The sequence below is a fragment of the Paraburkholderia oxyphila NBRC 105797 genome, assembly GCF_000685075.1.
Classification (GTDB): domain Bacteria; phylum Pseudomonadota; class Gammaproteobacteria; order Burkholderiales; family Burkholderiaceae; genus Paraburkholderia; species Paraburkholderia oxyphila.
This window is the reverse complement of record NZ_BAYD01000156.1, coordinates 1-18,040: the sequence shown is the minus strand read 5'-3', so window position 1 is coordinate 18,040 and position 18,040 is coordinate 1. Positions and strand designations below refer to the sequence as shown.

Annotated in this window: 17 protein-coding genes and 1 pseudogene; 8 read left to right on the top strand and 10 right to left on the bottom strand. The window is 58.4% G+C overall.

Features of this window, described 5'->3' with window-relative positions; translation table 11 throughout:
• The 7 genes from BO1_RS45095 to BO1_RS55465 all read right to left on the bottom strand — a co-directional run.
• On the bottom strand, window positions 1-501 hold a 501-nt coding region (locus BO1_RS45095), incomplete at its 3' end, for an ATP-binding cassette domain-containing protein (protein ID WP_043288997.1).
• A gap of 25 nt (window positions 502-526) precedes the next feature.
• A complete protein-coding gene (gene urtC, locus BO1_RS55470) occupies window positions 527-1,342 on the bottom strand; it encodes an urea ABC transporter permease subunit UrtC (protein ID WP_245644085.1) in 816 nt (271 codons plus the stop codon).
• Between the two features lie 60 nt (window positions 1,343-1,402).
• Complete coding sequence (locus BO1_RS61625; protein ID WP_245644084.1) at window positions 1,403-1,561, bottom strand: hypothetical protein; 159 nt, start codon at window positions 1,559-1,561, stop codon at window positions 1,403-1,405.
• Window positions 1,562-1,563: 2 nt separating this feature from the next.
• Entirely contained in the window at window positions 1,564-2,466 is a 903-nt protein-coding gene (gene urtB / locus BO1_RS45085; RefSeq protein ID WP_028223197.1) for an urea ABC transporter permease subunit UrtB, read from the bottom strand.
• Between the two features lie 13 nt (window positions 2,467-2,479).
• Entirely contained in the window at window positions 2,480-3,670 is a 1,191-nt protein-coding gene (gene urtA / locus BO1_RS45080; protein ID WP_084688780.1) for an urea ABC transporter substrate-binding protein, read from the bottom strand.
• Between the two features lie 583 nt (window positions 3,671-4,253).
• On the bottom strand, window positions 4,254-4,955 hold the full coding sequence (locus BO1_RS45075; RefSeq protein WP_028223195.1) for an alpha/beta hydrolase: 702 nt from the start codon (window positions 4,953-4,955) through the stop codon (window positions 4,254-4,256).
• A 115-nt stretch (window positions 4,956-5,070) separates the two neighbouring features.
• Window positions 5,071-5,985 (bottom strand): LysR family transcriptional regulator, encoded by a 915-nt coding sequence (locus BO1_RS55465; protein ID WP_043288993.1) that lies wholly within the window; start codon window positions 5,983-5,985, stop codon window positions 5,071-5,073.
• Between the two features lie 1,076 nt (window positions 5,986-7,061).
• On the opposite strand from BO1_RS55465, the gene BO1_RS45065 reads away from it, so the two are divergent.
• A complete protein-coding gene (locus BO1_RS45065; protein WP_043288991.1) occupies window positions 7,062-7,646 on the top strand; it encodes a CGNR zinc finger domain-containing protein in 585 nt (194 codons plus the stop codon).
• Between the two features lie 314 nt (window positions 7,647-7,960).
• On the opposite strand, the gene BO1_RS45060 is transcribed toward BO1_RS45065, so the two are convergent.
• The 3 genes from BO1_RS45060 to BO1_RS45045 all read right to left on the bottom strand — a co-directional run bounded on the left by BO1_RS45060 (window position 7,961) and on the right by BO1_RS45045 (window position 11,525).
• Window positions 7,961-8,533, bottom strand: a complete 573-nt coding sequence (locus tag BO1_RS45060; protein ID WP_043288989.1) for a CGNR zinc finger domain-containing protein — start codon at window positions 8,531-8,533, stop codon at window positions 7,961-7,963.
• Between the two features lie 975 nt (window positions 8,534-9,508).
• Window positions 9,509-10,045, bottom strand: a complete 537-nt coding sequence (locus tag BO1_RS45050; protein WP_028223191.1) for a carboxymuconolactone decarboxylase family protein — start codon at window positions 10,043-10,045, stop codon at window positions 9,509-9,511.
• Window positions 10,046-10,637: 592 nt separating this feature from the next.
• A complete protein-coding gene (locus tag BO1_RS45045) occupies window positions 10,638-11,525 on the bottom strand; it encodes an alpha/beta fold hydrolase (protein WP_028223190.1) in 888 nt (295 codons plus the stop codon).
• Window positions 11,526-11,881: 356 nt separating this feature from the next.
• Between BO1_RS45045 and BO1_RS45040 the strand changes: the two genes are divergently transcribed.
• The 7 genes and pseudogenes from BO1_RS45040 (at window position 11,882) to BO1_RS45000 (ending at window position 17,844) form a co-directional block, all read left to right on the top strand.
• Window positions 11,882-12,826, top strand: coding sequence for an AraC family transcriptional regulator (locus tag BO1_RS45040; protein WP_028223189.1), 945 nt, complete (start codon window positions 11,882-11,884; stop codon window positions 12,824-12,826).
• Between the two features lie 624 nt (window positions 12,827-13,450).
• On the top strand, window positions 13,451-14,026 hold the full coding sequence (locus tag BO1_RS45030) for a sigma-70 family RNA polymerase sigma factor (protein WP_084688779.1): 576 nt from the start codon (window positions 13,451-13,453) through the stop codon (window positions 14,024-14,026).
• Window positions 14,027-14,398: 372 nt separating this feature from the next.
• Window positions 14,399-14,710, top strand: a complete 312-nt coding sequence (locus BO1_RS45020; protein ID WP_028223187.1) for a BufA1 family periplasmic bufferin-type metallophore — start codon at window positions 14,399-14,401, stop codon at window positions 14,708-14,710.
• A gap of 32 nt (window positions 14,711-14,742) precedes the next feature.
• Entirely contained in the window at window positions 14,743-15,636 is an 894-nt protein-coding gene (gene bufB, locus BO1_RS45015; protein ID WP_084688778.1) for an MNIO family bufferin maturase, read from the top strand.
• Complete coding sequence (locus tag BO1_RS45010; protein ID WP_028223185.1) at window positions 15,626-16,405, top strand: HvfC/BufC N-terminal domain-containing protein; 780 nt, start codon at window positions 15,626-15,628, stop codon at window positions 16,403-16,405. Before bufB ends, BO1_RS45010 begins: the two co-directional genes overlap by 11 nt.
• 12 nt (window positions 16,406-16,417) lie before the next feature.
• A pseudogene (locus BO1_RS55460) lies at window positions 16,418-16,807 on the top strand (DoxX family protein); the annotation flags it as partial.
• A 275-nt stretch (window positions 16,808-17,082) separates the two neighbouring features.
• Window positions 17,083-17,844, top strand: coding sequence for an SDR family oxidoreductase (locus tag BO1_RS45000; protein WP_028223184.1), 762 nt, complete (start codon window positions 17,083-17,085; stop codon window positions 17,842-17,844).
• The last annotated feature ends 196 nt before the right edge of the window (window positions 17,845-18,040 follow it).

The following is an 18,040-nucleotide window of genomic DNA, read 5'->3' as shown; positions in this document are numbered from 1 at the left end:
CTTCTGCCCGTGCGAGAGCTTGCCCGCCCGGCTGCGCAGGTGTTCCTCCAGCATGACCTGCCCGGCGATCCGCGCAATGTGTTCGCGGATCGGCGCGGTCCGCCTGAACAGGATCGAAGCCCAGACGCCGTGCGCCTCCGGGATCGAAATCTCCAGGTTCTCCGAGACGGTCAGGTCTTCGTAGATCGACGGATTCTGGAACTTGCGGCCCACCCCCTTTCGCACGATCTGGTACTCGGGAAGCCGCGTGAGCTCCATATCGCGAAACCGGATGCTGCCGGCGGTCGGCCGGGTCTTGCCGCAGATCATGTCGAGCAGCGTCGTCTTGCCGGCGCCGTTCGGTCCGATGATGATGCGCAGCTCGTTCTCGTCGACCTTCATCGACAGGTTGTCGACGGCCTTGAAGCCGTCGAATGACACCGTCAACCCCTCGATGGCGAGAACGGTCCCGCTGCTCGTGGCATGCCGGGCCACGGATGCGATGTTGGCCTGCAGGTTCATCATTGCCTCGCTCATGGATGTCTCCTCATTCGTGCCTGAGCCTCAACGCCCGTTGCAATGCGCCGGCCAGGCCCTGGGGCATCAGTGCGACGACAAAGATGAACGCGCCGCCGAGAAAGAAAAGCCAGAACTCCGGAAACGCATCTGACAGGTAGGACTTCAGGAAGCCCACCACCAGGGCGCCGGCCACCGCGCCGGGGACCGAAAGCCGGCCCCCCATCGCGGCGTAAATGACCATCTCGACCGACGCCACCGCGCCGATCAGGTTCGGCGTGATGAGCCCGACCTGCAGCGTGAACAGCGCACCGCCGATCGACGACAGCACGGCAGCGACCGTGAAGATGAACGCCTTGACCATCGCCGTGTCGTAGCCGGAGAAACGTACGCGGTCCTCACGGTCGCGCACCGCGATCAGGATCTTGCCGAAGCGCGTGTGCAGCATGCGGGCCGCGAGCGCCATCACGCCGAGCAGCAGCACGACCTCGACGAAATAGATCACCCGCTTCGCGCCGTCACCGACGATGTCCATCCCGAGCAGCGTCCTGAAGTCCGTGATGCCGTTCGCCCCGCCGGTGGCACCCTGCTGGCCGACGATCAGCACCGTGAGGGTCAGCGCCAGCGCGATCGTGACAATCGCGAAATAGACGCCGCTTACACGCTTTTTGAAGATCGCGTAGGCGAACGGGAACGCCACCACCACGGGCACGAGCAGGATCGCCGCGATCGTGAACGGCAGGCTCCGGAACGGTTGCCACCAGAGCGGCAGCTTCTCGACACTGCTCCACACCATGAAGTCCGGCAGATTCGGCGCCGACGCCTCGAGCTTCAGGAACATGGCCATCGCATAGCCGCCGATGCCGAAGAAGATGCCCTGGCCCAGGCTCAGAATGCCGCAGTAGCCTCACGCCAGGACGATGCCGATCGCCACGAAGGCAAAGCTCAGGTACTTGCCGACCTCGCCGATCCAGAACGCGCCCAGCGACAGCGGCAACACGATCAGCAGCAGCGCCGCAATCGAGCCATGCGCGCCGAGCTCGGCATGCTTTTTCAGGAACCCCATCTTCAACTCCTCACCTTGGACGAGAACAGCCCGCTGGGCCGGAAATACAGCACCGCAATCACGAGCAGCAGAATCCAGACCTTGGCCATCGAGCCGCTCATCAGGTACTCCAGCGCCGTCTGGGACTGCGCAATCAGGAAGCCGGATGCCACCGTCCCGAGCAGGCTCGCCACGCCGCCGAACACGACCACGATGAACGAGTCGACCACGTAGAGCTGGCCGGTACCGGGATTGGTCGAGCCGATCATCGTGAAGACTGCGCCCGCGATGCCCGCGAGGCCGGAACCGAGTGCGAACGTGAGCGCGTCGATGCGGTTCGTGTCAATGCCGACGGCCGAACTCATCTTGCGGTTCTGCGTGACCGCGCGGGCCTTCAGGCCCCACCGGGTCTTGTAGAGAACGGCATAGACCCCGATCACGACGAGCGCGGTCAGTGCGACGATGAAAATCCGGTTCAGGGGCAGCTGAATGCCCGCGGTGGGCTCCCAGGCGCCGGACAGCCACGATGTCAGCGGGACGGACACTTCCTGCGCGCCGAACACCGACCGGTAGCACTGCTGCATGATCAGGCTCAACCCCCACGTGGCGAGCAGCGTGTCCAGCGGGCGGTTATAGAACCAGCGGATGAACCCGCGCTCAAGCCCGTAGCCGACCGCGAAGGTCACCGCGAACGCCAGCAGGATCGCGACGAACAGATAGATGCCCATGAACTGCGGCAAATACTGTTCGAAGATGCGCGCGGTGAGGTAGGTGACGTACGCGCCGAGCGCCATGAGTTCGCCGTGCGCCATGTTGATGACGCCCATCAGCCCGAACACGATCGCCAGGCCGAGCGCCATGAGCAGCAGGATCGTAAACAGGCTCAGGCCGCTGAACAGCTGCATGACTAGAATATCGGTGGTCATTTCTACCCTCGTGTCAAAGCTTCGGAAACGGATTCGGCTGGATGACGGCGGACTCGTACGCGATATCGAACTGCCCGTCCGGGCGCGCGCGACCGATGCGGACCTTCTTGGCGACATGGTGGTTGCTGACGAGTTGTATCTGGCCTTCCGGGGCTTCGAACTGCAGGTTGATCGACGCCGCGATGACCTTTGGCACATCGAACGATTGCGCCCTTTCGACCGCGCGCTTCCACAGATGGACCGAGTTGTAGGCGCACTCCATCGGGTCGCCGATCACGCGGTTCTGCCCATATTTGGCCTTGAACGCCTTGACGAATCGCGCGTTCTCCGGATTGCTCAGGCTCTGGAAGTACCCCATGCACGCGTAATAGCCGACCGCGTTGTCCTTGCCGATGCCTTCGATCTCGTTCTCTGAAACGACGGTCGACAGCAGCTTCTGCTTGCCGCCGTCCAGCCCCGCGGCCTTCAGCTGCTTGTAGAACGCGACGTTGCTGCCCCCCACCACCGTGGAGTAGATCCAGTCGGGCCTCGCCGCCTTGATCTTGTTGATGATCGCGGAGAATTCGGTCTGCCCGAGCGGCGCATATTCCTCGCCGACCACCTGGCCGCCGACGCGGGCGATCGTGGGTTTGGCGATCTTGTTGCAGGTTCTTGGATAGATATAGTCGGACCCGACGAGGAAGAATGTCTTCCCCTGCTGCCTGGCCATCCATTCGATCGCCGCGATAACGGACTGGGTAGCCTCCTGCGAGGTGTAGAAGACCTGCGAGTCGTCTTCCTGGCCTTCGTAGTACGTCGGGTAGTAAAGCAGGCCGTGCAACTGATTCACCACCGGCAGCACCGCCTTGCGCGACGCCGACGTATAGCAGCCGACAATCGCGGCCACGCTGTCACGCTGCAGCAGCTTCCTGGCTTTCTCGGCGAAGGTCGGCCAGTCGCTCGCGCCATCCTCCACGATCGGATCGATCCTGCGGCCCAGCACGCCCCCGGCCGCGTTGATCTCCTCGATGGCGAGGTTCTCGGCGTCGACGAGCGCAGCTTCGGCAATCGCGATCGTGCCGGTCAGTGAATGCAGCAACCCCAGCTTCACGGGTTCGGCGGCGAACGCCGTCTTCGGCAACACACCGGCGGCACCCGCAAACGCGCTGCTTGCGACCATCGCGCCACTCGCTTGCAGGAACCTTCGACGGTTAATTGTATTCATCGCTGGAAACCTCTCCTGGTGTTAAAAAGACCGGGCCCGACGCGTCCGAACTGCACGCACATCCGCCACTGCCTACGCGAGGCACGCATTTGTGCGCGAAATTCCAGGACAAAAAAAACCCTATACAGACCGGAGGTCCGCATAGGGCGCTGTTGCCTGTGTGCACAGCCGACAACGTTGGCGGCGGGCACGAATAAAATTCAGTGAGGTAAAACAAAAAGCCCTGACCACACTCGCAGGAGTCTGGACAGGGCTCTTTTGCCTGGGTGCCTCAGTCGACAGTGTTGGCGACTTGCACGCTGGACCGCTAAAGTTCCGCGATCAAGTACAGTGAAGCTTAGGAAATCAAAAATGTTTCCGTCAAGGGATTTTTGATTTTTCGATCTAGTAGTTTCCCGAAGTGCGGTTCCAGATTTCGATGAACGAAGACTCAGGCCGATACACGTATGTACGGTAGACCTGATCAACTTGGCTTTTCCCCAACACTCGGATAGCTTGGGATCCGCAATGCCAGCGTCAAGCGGCGCAAACGCCTTCCGTTCATTTCGTGTGCGCCTGTGCCGACCCGCCGCGCACGTGCACGCTACGCGCTCAAAGTCGCAGCTGCCGCGGCGAGCACCACCTCGACGACATCTTCCGGCGCGGTCACTGACGGTGTATGGTCAACGCGGCGCCGATACACGGTCGCGCCCATGCGCTCCGCCATGAACGTCTGCGTCGCCGGATTGATCATCCGGTCTTCCTCTGCCACCAGATACCAGCTCGGCTTCGTTTTCCACGCAGGCGTCTCGACCGGTGCCTGGATGCACTCCAACGATATCGGCCGCTGGACCGCCGCACTGATCGCCTTTTCCTCGTCGGTCGCATTTTGCGCAAACGCGTTCTGGAAACCCGTCGCCGGCATCCAGATGAAATCCCTGCTGTCCGGAATCAATGCGGGTGAGTCCGGATGCTTTTCATCGCGGTAGAACATGTCGGCCACGGTCTCACCCGCATCCGGCGCGAGCGCAGCGACGAACACGAGCGACTTTACGCATTCATCGTTGACCGCGCCGATCACTGCGCCCGCGTACGCATGCCCCACCAGCACGACCGGCCCTCCCACCCACTCCAGAACAGCGGCCACGGCCTCCGTGTCCTCACGCAGCGACTTGAGCGGCACAGGCGCGCAAATCACCTGCAAGCCGGCCTCCTCCAGCGGGAGGATCACCTTGCTCCAGCTCGAACCATCGGCCCACGCGCCATGCACCAGCACGGCGGTTGCGCCCGTCTTGTACGAACTCATATGAGACTTCCTCCAGAAAATCCGCCCGTTGTTCCTCGCGCTCACCGCTTGATCGCACCGAGTTTCGCAATCAGAGGGCGGTTCCAAGGGACAAGTATTCACGAGCAGCCATGAATCAAAGATCATGGCTCTCAAGATCCCCCCCCGTGTCCGGCGCACAGTCCAGTGCGATTTGCATCATAAACAAAGTCATGGCCGACAAGGGACGGCCTTTGCGCGTGACCGCGACAATGTGGCGGCTCATCGCGGGCTGATCAATCTTCACACCTACGAGGTGATGCTCGCGCAGCAGCTTGGTCGCAATCAAGTCGGGAAGTATGCATTGCCCACCCGTCAGCGAGACAAGCTTCAACATCGCGTCGACGGAGTCGACCTCGGCTGCCACGGTGGCGTCAAACTCCTTGGTGTGCAGCATTCGCCGCAGCTCACAGTTCTCGGGAAAAACGACAAGTGGTGGCGCATCCTTTCGCAGATCGACGCTCGATAGGGAGGCGAAACGTGAACTCTGATGCACGACCAGACACATATCTTCCACGAAGAGCGGAGTGACATCGAGCTGGTCTGACACCACAGCCGAGTCGCAAACGAAACCCAAATCCGCCTTGCCACTTTCGACGAGTTCAACCACGCTCGGGGAACTTCGACCCAGCAGCGCCACGCTTGCGCCAGGCTTCTGGGCCATGAAACTGGCGACAACCTCCGCCATGTAGTAGTAACTCAGCGTATGAATAGTGGCCACGTTCAAACCGCCGTCGGTAACGCGATACTGATTTCGAAGCTGAATCAATGTATTGTCGATGAGTTGGTACGCGGTCGTGGTGGCTTCGAGCAACTTTTCCCCTGCATCCGTGATCCGCACGCCGCGACCGTGACGGACGAACAGCGGTTGACCTATGTACGCTTCGAGGCCCGCCAGATGTCTGCTCAGACCCGACTGAGTCAGCGACAGCGCCTCCGCCGCTCCAGAGAGAGAACTGTGACTCGCGATCTCCATAAAGAGCCGGAGCTGATGATCAAACTTGCTTTTCATGACTGCACTCACCAAAATCCTTATACGCAGAGGGCCGCCAAGTTGCTTGCTCGACGTTCACCGCCTGCGCTGACCATTTCGCTACCCCGTTGGTCCCGTGCGACTTCATTCGAATCGCTTCTTGCACTGCGTGTCCACAGATTCAAAAATCGTTCGCATCCCGGGCAATGGATTCCGAATCCTCGAGAAAACGCTATTACTCGGCATTCCCGTACACCACGCATCGGCTCGCCTTTTCGGCGCGCTAGCGCCTCCTGTAGAGGGACGTCTTGTTCCGAATGATGCGAGCGAGGTCTGCGAACAACCGGCCTCCGAGCAAATCCCTCGCGGCGCTCGCCGCGATCCACGCTTCTCAGTCAACTGAAGTCATCGCGCGCCAGACACAATGGCGCACGTTGAGTAAACGCAAAAGGCCCCAACCGGCGTTACGTCCGGTTGGGGCCTTTTTGCCCTGGGATCCGATCGGCTCTGTTGCCGGCGGATCCTACAATGCGCTATTGATCTTTCGATCATTTATAAGCGCGTTATATCCACAAGTCAAGTGTAGATTTCTACCTACCTTCGAATAGCGGTCGAACTAATCAAACGCATCATACGTAATACAAATACGTCTAAAGGGTCGCATCGTGTAGTTGAACGATCTTGAAGGTTCCAACACGAGCGCAGGTCATCCAAGACTTTCATTACGCTGCAGAAGTGTGTGATGTCGGCTCCCACTATCGCCGCGCGTGGACGGCCTCGGCAATCAGGCTGTGGCCGTCCCCTGGAAGTGCTCCCACAAACCAATTGAGCAAGCCCAACTCTCCAGAGTGCGACCGCGCGAAGCCTTTGATCCCTTCTTCCCCGCTCGGCGAGAACATGCTCCGCCTGCCACGAACTAAAGCCTCCCCACCACCTCATCGCACTCACATAGCAAACCTCTCGGGGAACCAGGTTCGCCCCTCTCTGGAATATGAGCGTCAGGTTCAAAATATTCAAAACATCGATTGGCATGAGTCAAATTAGCACTGAATCTGTAATTTGAATATTTATGTTTTACAGGTTACACTATCTTCGGCATCACTGGAGAACGTTTGATGCACGCTCCTGAGTTTTTGACGCTAGCAGACGACCCAGTACTCGACTTGCTCAATACGGAGGACCTCGTCGGTAACGGTCGTTACGATTTTCTGCAAACCGATGACGATACAGTGGCCTGGATGAAAATGATGGGATTTCTCGACGAACTGTATGAACCGTCATTCATGCGGGGGGACTTGCTTAAAAAGCTGCGTGCGCTACGCGACGTAGTCCGAAAGTTGGTCACGCAGAGGAAGTCTGGAAACGCCGTCGACATCGCCGCACTCAATGCATTCTTAGTCCATGCCCGTTATCACATAAAATTAGTTAGAAGTGTGAATGGCCAACTAGCGGTTATTCACGAATATGAGAGATCGACCCCTGAGCAGGTCTTGGCAGGAGTTGCCGAGGCTGCGGCGGAGCTTCTTGCCGTCGGAGACTTTGAGCGCGTGAAAAAATGTGAAAATGACAAATGTGTTCGGTGGTTTTACGACAAGACGAAGGCTCACTGTCGTCGCTGGTGCAGCATGTCATTATGCGGAAATCGACACAAAGTTGCGAACTTCCGAGCTCGCCAAAGAAGCGCCCTCCTTCACAAATAGACCTCCCGCCAACCACGCAGAGTACGAGCCCAATGCGAGACCGATGCACACCTCGATGCCGGCAATTGCGTCTGCCGCACGGACGATGCTCCCCGTGCGTTTCGCGCCCAGTGGGGTTATGTCGCTATCCCCCTGCCGCGTGAAACGACTCAGCGCCGCTCACTGCCGTCGACCGCCCCACCTCCGTGCGATCCCCAGCGGCTCGATGCAACCCAGTGGAGTATGGTGTGTTTCGGCCCAAAAACATCCACCGTCTGAACATCACACGTGGCACAGTTCCGATTGCAGCACATCGCTCGCGATGGACGTTTCGTTCATTTGACGTTCCCTCGCGTGCGAAACTCTGCAACCTTATGGCGATTTCCGCACACCGACATCTGACACCATCGCCGACGATGGGATCTCGTTCGGTCGTAAAACCACAAATTGCAGTTAGCACCCTCGCACTTGCGAATGACCTGAAAATCACCTTGCGCCAGTAAGTCCGCTGCAGCCAACGCAATGCTCATCAGCAGCTGCTGTGGTGTCCCACCGGAAAACCTGCGAACGGCATGCAACTGCCCTAACTCGTCCTCGCACAACTCGATCCGATAGGTTCCGCTGGACAGGTATTTGTTTAGCAAACTGACGTCGACAGCCGCCCCAATTCTCCGGCGGCAGACAAGCTCCCGGATGTGCTCGCGCAGACACCTGGCCTCTCTGACTAGTTCATCACGATCGATCTGGCTGACTGGAGGAGCACCTGCGAACCCCGTCAGTTTGAGCCATCGAATGACATCGTCGCATGTGCCAAGAAGATCGACGGTTTTCTCGCCCTGCCTTTGAATAGTGTTCAAAAATTCGAGAACCGTCTCTTGGGCTGTAATCATACCCAATCGCGCGGCCATCGACTTCTCCAGGGAAATATTTAATCACTGTAACGTGTAACGGCATTTCGGCCAAATTACGCAACGGTCCTATCATTCAAAGTCATTAGATTTCGACCGTCGGCGTACTGTGCACCGCGCGCTTGAATACGCCGGGACGCCCCGTTTCCCGACGCATGCGGAGGCGGCGAAACTCGTCGACTCCGGCCCGCGCGCCTCGCCAGATATGAACGCGCTGTCATACCGGGCGCAGCTAGCCCCGCACAAACGAGCGACGTCCATGTCGCGCGAACCAGCGATCTCGGTCAGAGTCGCAACTCACGAACGAGAGCAGACATTCAAACGCCTGCTCCAACCCAACCGAGATCTCCGCCCGAGGGTCCGAGCCGAACAGTTTCTCCAGGGAAGAAAATCTAATCGAAAAGCCACGTCCGGGCCAAAACCGTCTCCGCAATAGCCGAAATATTCAGGGAAGGCCCCATGCGGGCGTACGAAACTATCGCAGATCAAAAAATCGGCGTTCGACACTGACGACTCGACTACATCATCAGCTCAGGGCAGACGTCCTGGTTCGATTGAGCAACACAATCGTCGCGTTCGCCGCGCAACGCGTATCCCGAAGTGCTAACTCGAGCCTACACCGCCACAAGTTCCACGATCTCCACGATCGTTATGAAGTCACATCCGTGTTCACACGAAGTGCGAGTTGCCTGCGATTCGATCTTGAAAAAAATACAGAATTCCAGGCTTGGCGCTCTATGGTAAGTTTGCGCGTGAATGCACACGCCCTCTATATCTACTTCACAATAAATCGCCGCACGCCTACCCAATCGCGGCGTTAAGCGGCGGTACATCTGATGAAACACCGGAAGTGCCACTTGCCAAAGGCTCATGGCATCCTTCGTGCCTATGTCCGTGGCGCAGGCTAGCTTGTGCCACGCCGCGCTGCGCCGGGCCGACTGCCTCAACCCAACAGCCGACCCGAGCACCTTCGGTTCAATCAACAGCCGGGAAATCGATTGTCGTGTCATTCACTCTATTGACAAGGTTCGAAAACGTAATCGACGCGATCGCAAGATTGATTTCAATCAATTGCCGCTCCGTGTACCCGGCCTGTCGAATTGCGTCGATTGTGGCCGTCGCAACCTCACCACGGGTCGAAATGAGCGTTTCCACGTATTGAACGAGCGCATCACGCTTCGCGTCTCCGGTCGACGATCCCGACGTAATTTCCTTCATCGTTTGCGGGGTCAATCCGCTCATCTTTCCGATGAATTTATGCGCCGCAAGGCAATAGTTGCACCCTGCCGCCTGGCTCACCACGAGCTTGATCGTCTCGGCATCTGCCTTGTCGAGCGTGCTACGCGACACGGCAGCATCGAACGCAAGCGCCGCGCTGAGTGCGTCGTCACTATGTGAGCCGATTACGGCATAGCCATTCGGCACCCTACCGACAGCTTTTTTGATTGCTCCGAATACCTCCGCGACCGCGCCCGTTGCGTCTTCGGGTTTGATTGTGCTTAGGCGTGACATGACTCTTCTCCTTCAAACAACCGTTATGGCGATGAGCACAGTCTAGACTTGCTGTGCTGGCGAGTTAACACTGTTGTAACTCAAATAAATGCTCGATTGACTCATCGTAACCGCACCCAGAGTTCACACCTAATGCCGTGTTCCGAGCAAACGCGCCTACCACTTCACATGTTCGGCAGTAGCGTGTACCAATTCCGTACCACGATAATTCAGATGCAGTCGCGCAGAGACTCGTCAAACGAGCGTGGGAGTGCTCTGCATAGATGCCTCTGATCATGCGATCGATGGTATCAACCTGCGCCCGCCGTCGTTGTTGTGACGAATTCGCCGCCTGGCCAAACATCGAGATAGCCAGCGCACTCGATCCCAGTGGTGAGCACCTCATCGGGGCATATCCCGCGGTACAAACGCGCGTGGTCGGAGTTAGCACACGTCCTGATCTCCGAGGCAACCGACCCTTCTTTTTTCATCCACGCACACCAGGCGCCCGTGCCCGCCAACGCTATCAAGTTCCATTGTTTTCATCCACTACCCAAATCTCCTTTGACATTGCCGCAGATTTCGACGTCTCCGTCCCAAGACTCGATCCTGGTCAACTCTTCAGGTTCCTTGCGAGGAATTCGTGCATGGCCGCCGCAATTTCTTCGACATGCGTCTCAAGCGCAAAATGCCCAGTGTCCAGCAAGGTGACGACGGCATCGGGGTTGTCGCGACGATAGGCTTCAGCGCCCGGCGGCAGAAAGAACGGATCATTCTTCCCCCAGATCGCCAGCGTCGGCGGGCGAACATCGCGGAAGAATTTCTGAAACGTCGGATATAGCTTAAGGTTGGATTGATAGTCGAGGAATAGATCGAGTTGGATATCCTTCTGACCCGGACGCTCGAGCAGTGCCGCGTCGAGGGTGTACGACTCCGGCGCGATGTCGTCTGGGTTCGAGACGCCATGTATGTACTGAAACTTCGTCCCTTCGAAGTTTAAAATCGCGTCATGAACGACTTTGCGATGAGCTGCGGTCGGTTCCGCCCAGTACTTGCGAATCGGATCCCAAGCATCGCCGAGCCCTTCCTCGTAAGCATTTCCGTTTTGTGAGATCAGCGCGCTAACGCGATCTGGATACTTCAAGGCCAAACGGAATCCAACCGGCGCTCCGTAGTCGAATACATACAACGCGTAGCGCTCCAAGCCCATCTTTTCGACGAACGCCGACATAGTTTCCGCTAACGCATCGAACGAATACGTGTATTTCCGATTTTCTGGGACGTTTGTAAACCCGAACCCGGGTAGGTCCGGTGCGATGACGCGATACTTGTCCGCTAGCCGCGGAATGAGGTCCCGATACATGTGAGATGACGACGGGAACCCGTGCAGCAGTAGCGCCACTGGGGCGGTCGATGGCCCCGCCTCGCGGTAGAAGAGATCGATTCCATCCGCGTCTAACCGCTTTACGGAAACCGCCGGAACGCTATGAGCATTCGTCATGGAAACCTCCCTAAGGAACCGAGAATAACCGCCGACGACGTCGCCTTTCACGTGGTATCGTAGTCGTCTTTGCTAACTTTTCAATATCTTTTTTACTGGTTACATATCGAAGAGTGATGGCGTGGACTTGAGGCGAATCTTTGGACGCCAGGTGCTTACCGGTTGCTCTGTTGGTGGCAACATATCGCTTCACACCCACGCCGCCCCCTCTACAGAAAGGTCACAATCCCCTGTTCCAGGAGCTTTCGCTGCTGCTAGTTATGAATTCTCGGATCCCTTAAATGAGCTCGCGAAATGGGTAGTCGAAAGTAGTCCGCCTAAACCAAATGCGTGTCTAGATTTTCGCAACATTGACCATGCCTCCCGTCGACTGGCTTAGCCGCTTGCTTGCGATCACTCCCGTCAGCGGCCAGCTCGAAATCCGCTGCTCATATCGAACGCCTTGGCGCGCGATCTACGAGCGTGCCAATGCTGGCGAGATTCCATATCACGTTGTACTCGGCGGATCGGCGACAATGGAAATCCCCGGGAGTATCCCGCGGCAGCTCGTAGCCGGAGATATCGTACTGTTGATTCGAGGCTCAGAGCACGTGCTTCACGGCAGCGGTACGACGCCATTACCAGCCGCATCACGCGGGGTCCTGGACGCAGATTTCAGCGAGAACTGTGAGCGCGGCAAGGTCCTCGATATGCTCTGCGGTCGTTTCATTCTGACGCCCCCACACGATCGCTTACTCTGCAAATATCTTCCTCCGACGCTCGTCGTGCGGTTATCAGAGGTGGGCCACGGAGCACAGCGATGCAGCACTGCGAATCGCCTGGTGACTTTGGTCGGCTTGATGCGAGACGAATCGGCTTCGTACACGCTTGGTGGGTACGCGACGCTCAACGCGCTATCGGCGGCGCTTTTTGCGCTTGCTCTGCGGATGGCTGGTGAATCAGAGTCAACTGGCCTTGGTTTGCTGGCGTTGGCCGGCCAGCAGCGCCTCGAGCCAGCGCTGACGGCCATGCTCAACGAGCCAGCGCGCCCGTGGACGCTACCGGACCTGGCCAAGCTTTGCGACATTTCCCGAACGACGCTCATCCGCGACTTTCGGGACAAGGTGGGTTGTTCCATTAATGACCTGCTCACAGATATCCGTATGACGCTAGCCGTCAACGAGCTAAAGAATCCATCGAGCTCAACGGAAACCGTCGCTCAGGTAGTTGGCTATCAGTCGGTGGCCGCCTTCAGGCGTACGTTTGCGAAGCGTATGGGAATGACACCCGGAAAATGGCGGCGTGCTGCGCGGAGGCGCTGAATCCCACGTGAACTCTCGTTCGCGCGGCGACCCTCCTGAAACCTCGCTCGCAACAGCTTCTAAGGTAGTAGGCTTCTCGAGTCGCAGGAATTTCGCACAAGCGTTCCACAAGTCGAGTCGGGCACGCGAGGCGCCTTACTGCGCATCGGTGTCGACTTTCCGTAGGCCAAGAGACTCTGGCTCCAAGGATGTTCTCAACGTAGTACGTTAGGGCGCACCGACACAGAGCACGTTTGTCGCCACGAGGGCTGTGCAGGCAATACCCCTGTCCTGAGCGAGATTACGAAGGAAAGTGGCCTTGCTGTACATCCGGAATCGGTGAACCGCCACGTCAAGTAACGACTCTTCGCCGAACTCCCGAGATCGGATCATGTCGCCTCGAGGCATTACTCGTAGTCATATCAGCCCACATTGAATGGCATCGAAAATCTTGTACCGATCTAAAATGGAATGTGGATGGTTCAGAACTCCATGAGCATCCGACGGCGGGAGTAGAGCATTCTCTGTATGAGCGAATGCAATGGACGGGCACGTGATAATGGATTTCCCTTTTCGAACTACTGTTCTCGAAGGGTCAGCGCGTGGCTCATCCGGGGGCACTGTTCGCGTGGGCGGTCGTGAACCATGCTGCGACGTACCGCCGGAGGCACGACCGTGTATTCGGCAGAGCCACGTCTGAAAGCGTTGTTCGTCAATGCTCTTGCTGGCAATGCGCCCGAGTACCGCCTATTTCTCGCCGAGCTGACGCGATACCTGCGGGGCTATCTCCGCAAGCGGATTCCCCAATTGCAAGACGATGTCGAAGATCTCGTTCAGGAAACACTGTTGGCGGTACATAACGCGCGTCATACCTATCATCCTGACGAACCGCTCACCGCCTGGGTTCACGCGATAGCGCGGTACAAACTGATGGATTTCTTCAGCGCGCGTGCAAAGCGCGAATCGCGGCAGATGCGACTCGACGACCACGAAGATCTCTTTTCCGTCTCGTACGACGAACCGCTCGACGCCCGTCGCGATATCGGAAAGTTGCTTGATCACCTGCCGGACAAGCAACGTCTCTCGATTTTGCACGTGAAGTTGCAGGGGCTATCGATCGCGGAAGCAGCACAACTGACCGGCCTGTCGGAATCCGCCGTCAAGGTCAGTATCCATAGGGGGCTCAAGGCTCTGGCCATACGCGTGCGGGGCATGGCATGAGGTCCGGTGATCTTGTCAGCTTGCTTTCACCGGGCATTGTCCCAAAATGCCGCGGCGCCGCGATTCGACTGGCCGGAAATGTAGCCCACCTTCTGGAGCCTCTGATACATCTTCAGAATGGCGCTGGCCTCGGCCTTCAGGGCACCGTTCAAACCCAGCCCTGTTCGCTGGTAGGCCCATCTCGACTTTGCTTGCCGTTTGCTGTTAGTCGCGCCACCCTTTTCCGTATATCCGTTTTATAGCTTACATACCGTCTCGACACGCGGCAGTCCACGAAATAGTTTCATTCGCCTGTAACCAGCGTTCCGGATCTCGCGAATTACCTTGCGTATCCGTCACGGATACCACGACCTCAATCACTGGAGAGTTTCCATGTCCGCAAAGACCACTGTCAGTTCCGCTGTTCTTGCCGGCGCGGTTGCAGGCCTCCTCGCATCGATCGCGCATGCTGCGCCGCTCACCGCAGACGAAGCAAACGCCGCGATCGCCGCTCACAAGGAGAAATGCTACGGTGTCGCCCTGAAAGGTCAAAATGACTGCGCCGCCGGCCCGGGGACCACGTGCCAGGGAACGTCAACGATGGACTTTCAGGGTAACTCGTGGAAGTTCGTCCGGGGCGGCACGTGTACGAGCATCGTGGTGCCGGGCGGCGGCCACGGCTCGCTGACCGCGATGAAGTCCTGATCGGGCTGCCGACGAGCGGAGACGGGAAAGACATGAACGCTTCTCCCAGTACCATTGCGGCGCGTGGCGCGCGGGCGCTCGCCGGCACGAGCTTTAAGCCTGAGCACCTTCAGGCGATTCTCGAGGACGGCATGAAGGACGGATTCTTCGAAGTTCATGCCGAGAACTATATGGGCGCGGGCGGACCACCGCATCGAGCACTGGCGGCCGTCCGCCGGGACTATCCGCTCTCTATTCACGGCGTGGGCATGTCGATCGGCGGGACTGGCCCGCTGGATATACTTCATCTAACGCGCTTACGTGATCTGGTGGATCGCTATGAGCCGGCGCTGGTGTCCGAGCACCTCGCCTGGTCGTCACATGGCGGAACGTTCTTTAATGACCTGCTGCCGCTGCCCTACACGAAAGACACGCTCGACAAGGTGTGCGCACACATTAGCAAGGTCCAGGAGATGATTGGGCGTGCCATTCTCCTCGAGAATCCTTCGACCTATGTTGCGTTTGCCGCATCCGGGATGAGCGAGACCGAGTTCATCCGCAAGGTGGCGCAACGGACCGGTTGCGGCTTGCTCCTGGACATCAATAACGTCTTCGTTTCGGCCGCAAACCATGGCTATTCAGCTTTAACTTATCTATCGGAGTTCCCGCTCGAGCAGGTGGGTGAGATCCATTTGGCTGGACATGGCGAGCAGTTGGACGACGAAAACGAACCGCTTCTCATAGACAGCCACGATCGCGCGATTGCCGAACCGGTCTGGCATCACTACTCCAGTGTCATCACGCGCATCGGGCCGACGCCCACGCTGATCGAGTGGGACAGCAACCTTCCTGAGTGGTCTGTCCTGCATGCCCAGGCGTTGACGGCCCAGCGGTTGATGACGGGTATTGTGGCGTCGTTTGAGCAGGGTGTCGGCTATGAGGCATGAGAATCGCTTGGCGGACTATGCCGCGGCCTTTGCACAGGGCTTGATGGACCCCGCGATCGCGGCGCCTGCCGACGTGGGCGCTACGTCGGGCAAAGGCGTGGTCAAACGGTACAACGTGTATCGCAATAATGTGACGGTCAGCCTGATTGACGCGCTCGCCGCCATCTATCCTGCCGTCCAGCGCATCACAGGCGTGGAATTCTTCAGGGCGATGGCGCGTTTCCACGTTCGCGCGAGCCCCCCCGTCTCTCCGCTGCTATTCGAGTACGGGCGTGATTTCCCGGCCTTCATCGCGTCGTACGAGTACGCACGTGAGATGCCATGGCTCGCGGACACCGCGCGCATCGAACGCGCCTGGCTGGACGCTTATCACGCAGCAGACCTCCCCGCGCTTCGGGCGGAGTCGTTCGCAGAGTTCGATGCTGCATCTCTGGCGGAAATACGGTTCGCGCCGCACCCCGCCACGCGGATCGTTCGATCGCCCTATCCCGCAGTCTCGATTTTTGCCATGAACCGGGCCGAAGCGCCGGCCTCTTCGCTCCGTTCGAGCGAGCCCGAAGATGCACTTGTCACCCGACCGGAGCAGGACGTGATTGTCTCGCGCCTGCCCGCCGGTGGCGCGGTATTCTTGACCGCACTCCTCGATGGCGCCTCGTTCGGCACGGCGGTCGCCACCGCACTCGAAGAAATCCCTTCCTTCGACCTCCCGGCCAATCTGGCTGGGATGATTTCTGCCGGTGTATTTACGGCCGTTCAACACCGAGAATAGCGAAGATGTCGAATCCACAAGATCGATAACTGCCCGTCCGAAAGCACGGTCGCGTCGGCGGTCGGTCGAGCGAGGAAGCGGGTCGAGAAACTCGCGCAACCGTGGCTGGTTCAACTCGTATTGCGGGTTGCGCTGGCAGTCCCGTTCTGGAAATCGGGAATTCTCAAATGGCACGGTTTCCTTCAACTAAACGACACGGCGAGCGATCTGTTCACCGACGAGTTCAAGTTGCATCTGCCCGGCGGGCCCTATCCGTTTCCTGCGCCGGCTGTCTTCGCGTTTCTCTCGGCCGGCGGCGAAGTGACCTTTCCGTTATTGCTCGTCCGTGGGCTCGCTACCCGATTTGCGGCAGTCGGCGTGCTGTTGATGACATGCATAATCGAGTTGACGGTACCGGATGGCTGAGGATCGCAAGCCACTTGGCATTACGGGCACTTGATGAGCAACAGTAGCGGTGTCGCCGTCGCGGTGGAATTTTGGATTCAAACTCACCTTGAGCATGATATTGATGGCCTAACGACGTTGCTGGCGCTATCGCGAGCTGCCATGGAAGTCACTCGTCGACCCGATTGATCGAATGGTTGGCTTCTTTCAATTCTCCATATCAAGTTCGGCCCTATCGGGCACGCTCAGGTGAACTATAGTTAATGAGGTCACTGGTTTAGTGGAGGCGTCAAATGGATACTCAGCACAGGTTCTCTCTCGCGGGGCGTCGCGCGTTGATTACCGGTTCGGTTCGCGGACTTGGACTGGAAATGGCCTGGGGCTTGGGGCAAGCAGGCGCGGCCGTTTTGCTCAACGGCCGCGATCCAGTCGCACTCGAAGAGGCGGTTGTCAGGTTGCGCGACCAGGGTCTTGATATTGCCTCCGCCCTGTTCGATGTCACCGACCTTGAGGCTACCAGGCATGCTGTCCAGAGTCTGGGTCAAATTGACATCCTGGTGAACAATGTTGGGGCTCGCGATCGGCGTGGAGTCACCGAACTGTCTCCCGACGATTTAACCCGGATGCTCAACGCCCACCTGACATCCGCATACGCTCTCAGCCGGACTGTCGCCCTTAATCTAATAGACCGCGGGCTGCCCGGACGGATAATTAATGTTTCGTCTATCGTTGGGCAACTTGGTAGAGCAGGCGATGTCGCATACGCCACTGCCAAAGCCGGCCTGGACGGCTTGACCAGGGCACTGGCCGCCGACCTCGGCCCGCGAAGCATCACGGTGAACTCGGTGGCTCCCGGCCCCTTTGCTACGGAGGTCAACGCCCAACTTGCAGCGGACCCGAAATGGACGCAATGGTTGCAATCGCGCACCGCGTTAGGTCGATGGGGACGGCCCGAAGAAATCGCAGGCGTGGTTGTTTTCCTCGCAAGCGACGCTGCGTCGTTCATCACGGGACAAACAATCGCCGTCGACGGAGGAATGATCGTCAAATTTTAGTCTGGATGGATGCAAGGATCTCTGGGCTAAGATGCGCCGCATCAGATCCGGACGTCACGCCACACGGAACACGAAGCGCAACGACTCGCCGTTACCGCAACCGAACTAAAATTCATCAGGACATAACCGCCGTGCGCGCGTCACGCGATCGACCCGCTTCGCATCGACGCGGGCGGCGTTTTTCCATGTCTACTAG

What these genes read in the sequence shown, in the direction of transcription:
- urtC (WP_245644085.1), bottom strand. Translation starts at nt 1,342, where the DNA reads ATGGCCATGTTCCTGAAGCTCGAGGCGTCGGCGCCGAATCTGCCGGAC.
- BO1_RS61625 (WP_245644084.1), bottom strand. Translation starts at nt 1,561, where the DNA reads ATGGGGTTCCTGAAAAAGCATGCCGAGCTCGGCGCGCATGGCTCGATT.
- urtB (WP_028223197.1), bottom strand. Translation starts at nt 2,466, where the DNA reads ATGACCACCGATATTCTAGTCATGCAGCTGTTCAGCGGCCTGAGCCTG.
- urtA (WP_084688780.1), bottom strand. Translation starts at nt 3,670, where the DNA reads ATGAATACAATTAACCGTCGAAGGTTCCTGCAAGCGAGTGGCGCGATG.
- BO1_RS45075 (WP_028223195.1), bottom strand. Translation starts at nt 4,955, where the DNA reads ATGAGTTCGTACAAGACGGGCGCAACCGCCGTGCTGGTGCATGGCGCG.
- BO1_RS55465 (WP_043288993.1), bottom strand. Translation starts at nt 5,985, where the DNA reads ATGAAAAGCAAGTTTGATCATCAGCTCCGGCTCTTTATGGAGATCGCG.
- BO1_RS45065 (WP_043288991.1), top strand. Translation starts at nt 7,062, where the DNA reads ATGCACGCTCCTGAGTTTTTGACGCTAGCAGACGACCCAGTACTCGAC.
- BO1_RS45060 (WP_043288989.1), bottom strand. Translation starts at nt 8,533, where the DNA reads ATGGCCGCGCGATTGGGTATGATTACAGCCCAAGAGACGGTTCTCGAA.
- BO1_RS45050 (WP_028223191.1), bottom strand. Translation starts at nt 10,045, where the DNA reads ATGTCACGCCTAAGCACAATCAAACCCGAAGACGCAACGGGCGCGGTC.
- BO1_RS45045 (WP_028223190.1), bottom strand. Translation starts at nt 11,525, where the DNA reads ATGACGAATGCTCATAGCGTTCCGGCGGTTTCCGTAAAGCGGTTAGAC.
- BO1_RS45040 (WP_028223189.1), top strand. Translation starts at nt 11,882, where the DNA reads ATGCCTCCCGTCGACTGGCTTAGCCGCTTGCTTGCGATCACTCCCGTC.
- BO1_RS45030 (WP_084688779.1), top strand. Translation starts at nt 13,451, where the DNA reads ATGCTGCGACGTACCGCCGGAGGCACGACCGTGTATTCGGCAGAGCCA.
- BO1_RS45020 (WP_028223187.1), top strand. Translation starts at nt 14,399, where the DNA reads ATGTCCGCAAAGACCACTGTCAGTTCCGCTGTTCTTGCCGGCGCGGTT.
- bufB (WP_084688778.1), top strand. Translation starts at nt 14,743, where the DNA reads ATGAACGCTTCTCCCAGTACCATTGCGGCGCGTGGCGCGCGGGCGCTC.
- BO1_RS45010 (WP_028223185.1), top strand. Translation starts at nt 15,626, where the DNA reads ATGAGGCATGAGAATCGCTTGGCGGACTATGCCGCGGCCTTTGCACAG.
- BO1_RS45000 (WP_028223184.1), top strand. Translation starts at nt 17,083, where the DNA reads ATGGATACTCAGCACAGGTTCTCTCTCGCGGGGCGTCGCGCGTTGATT.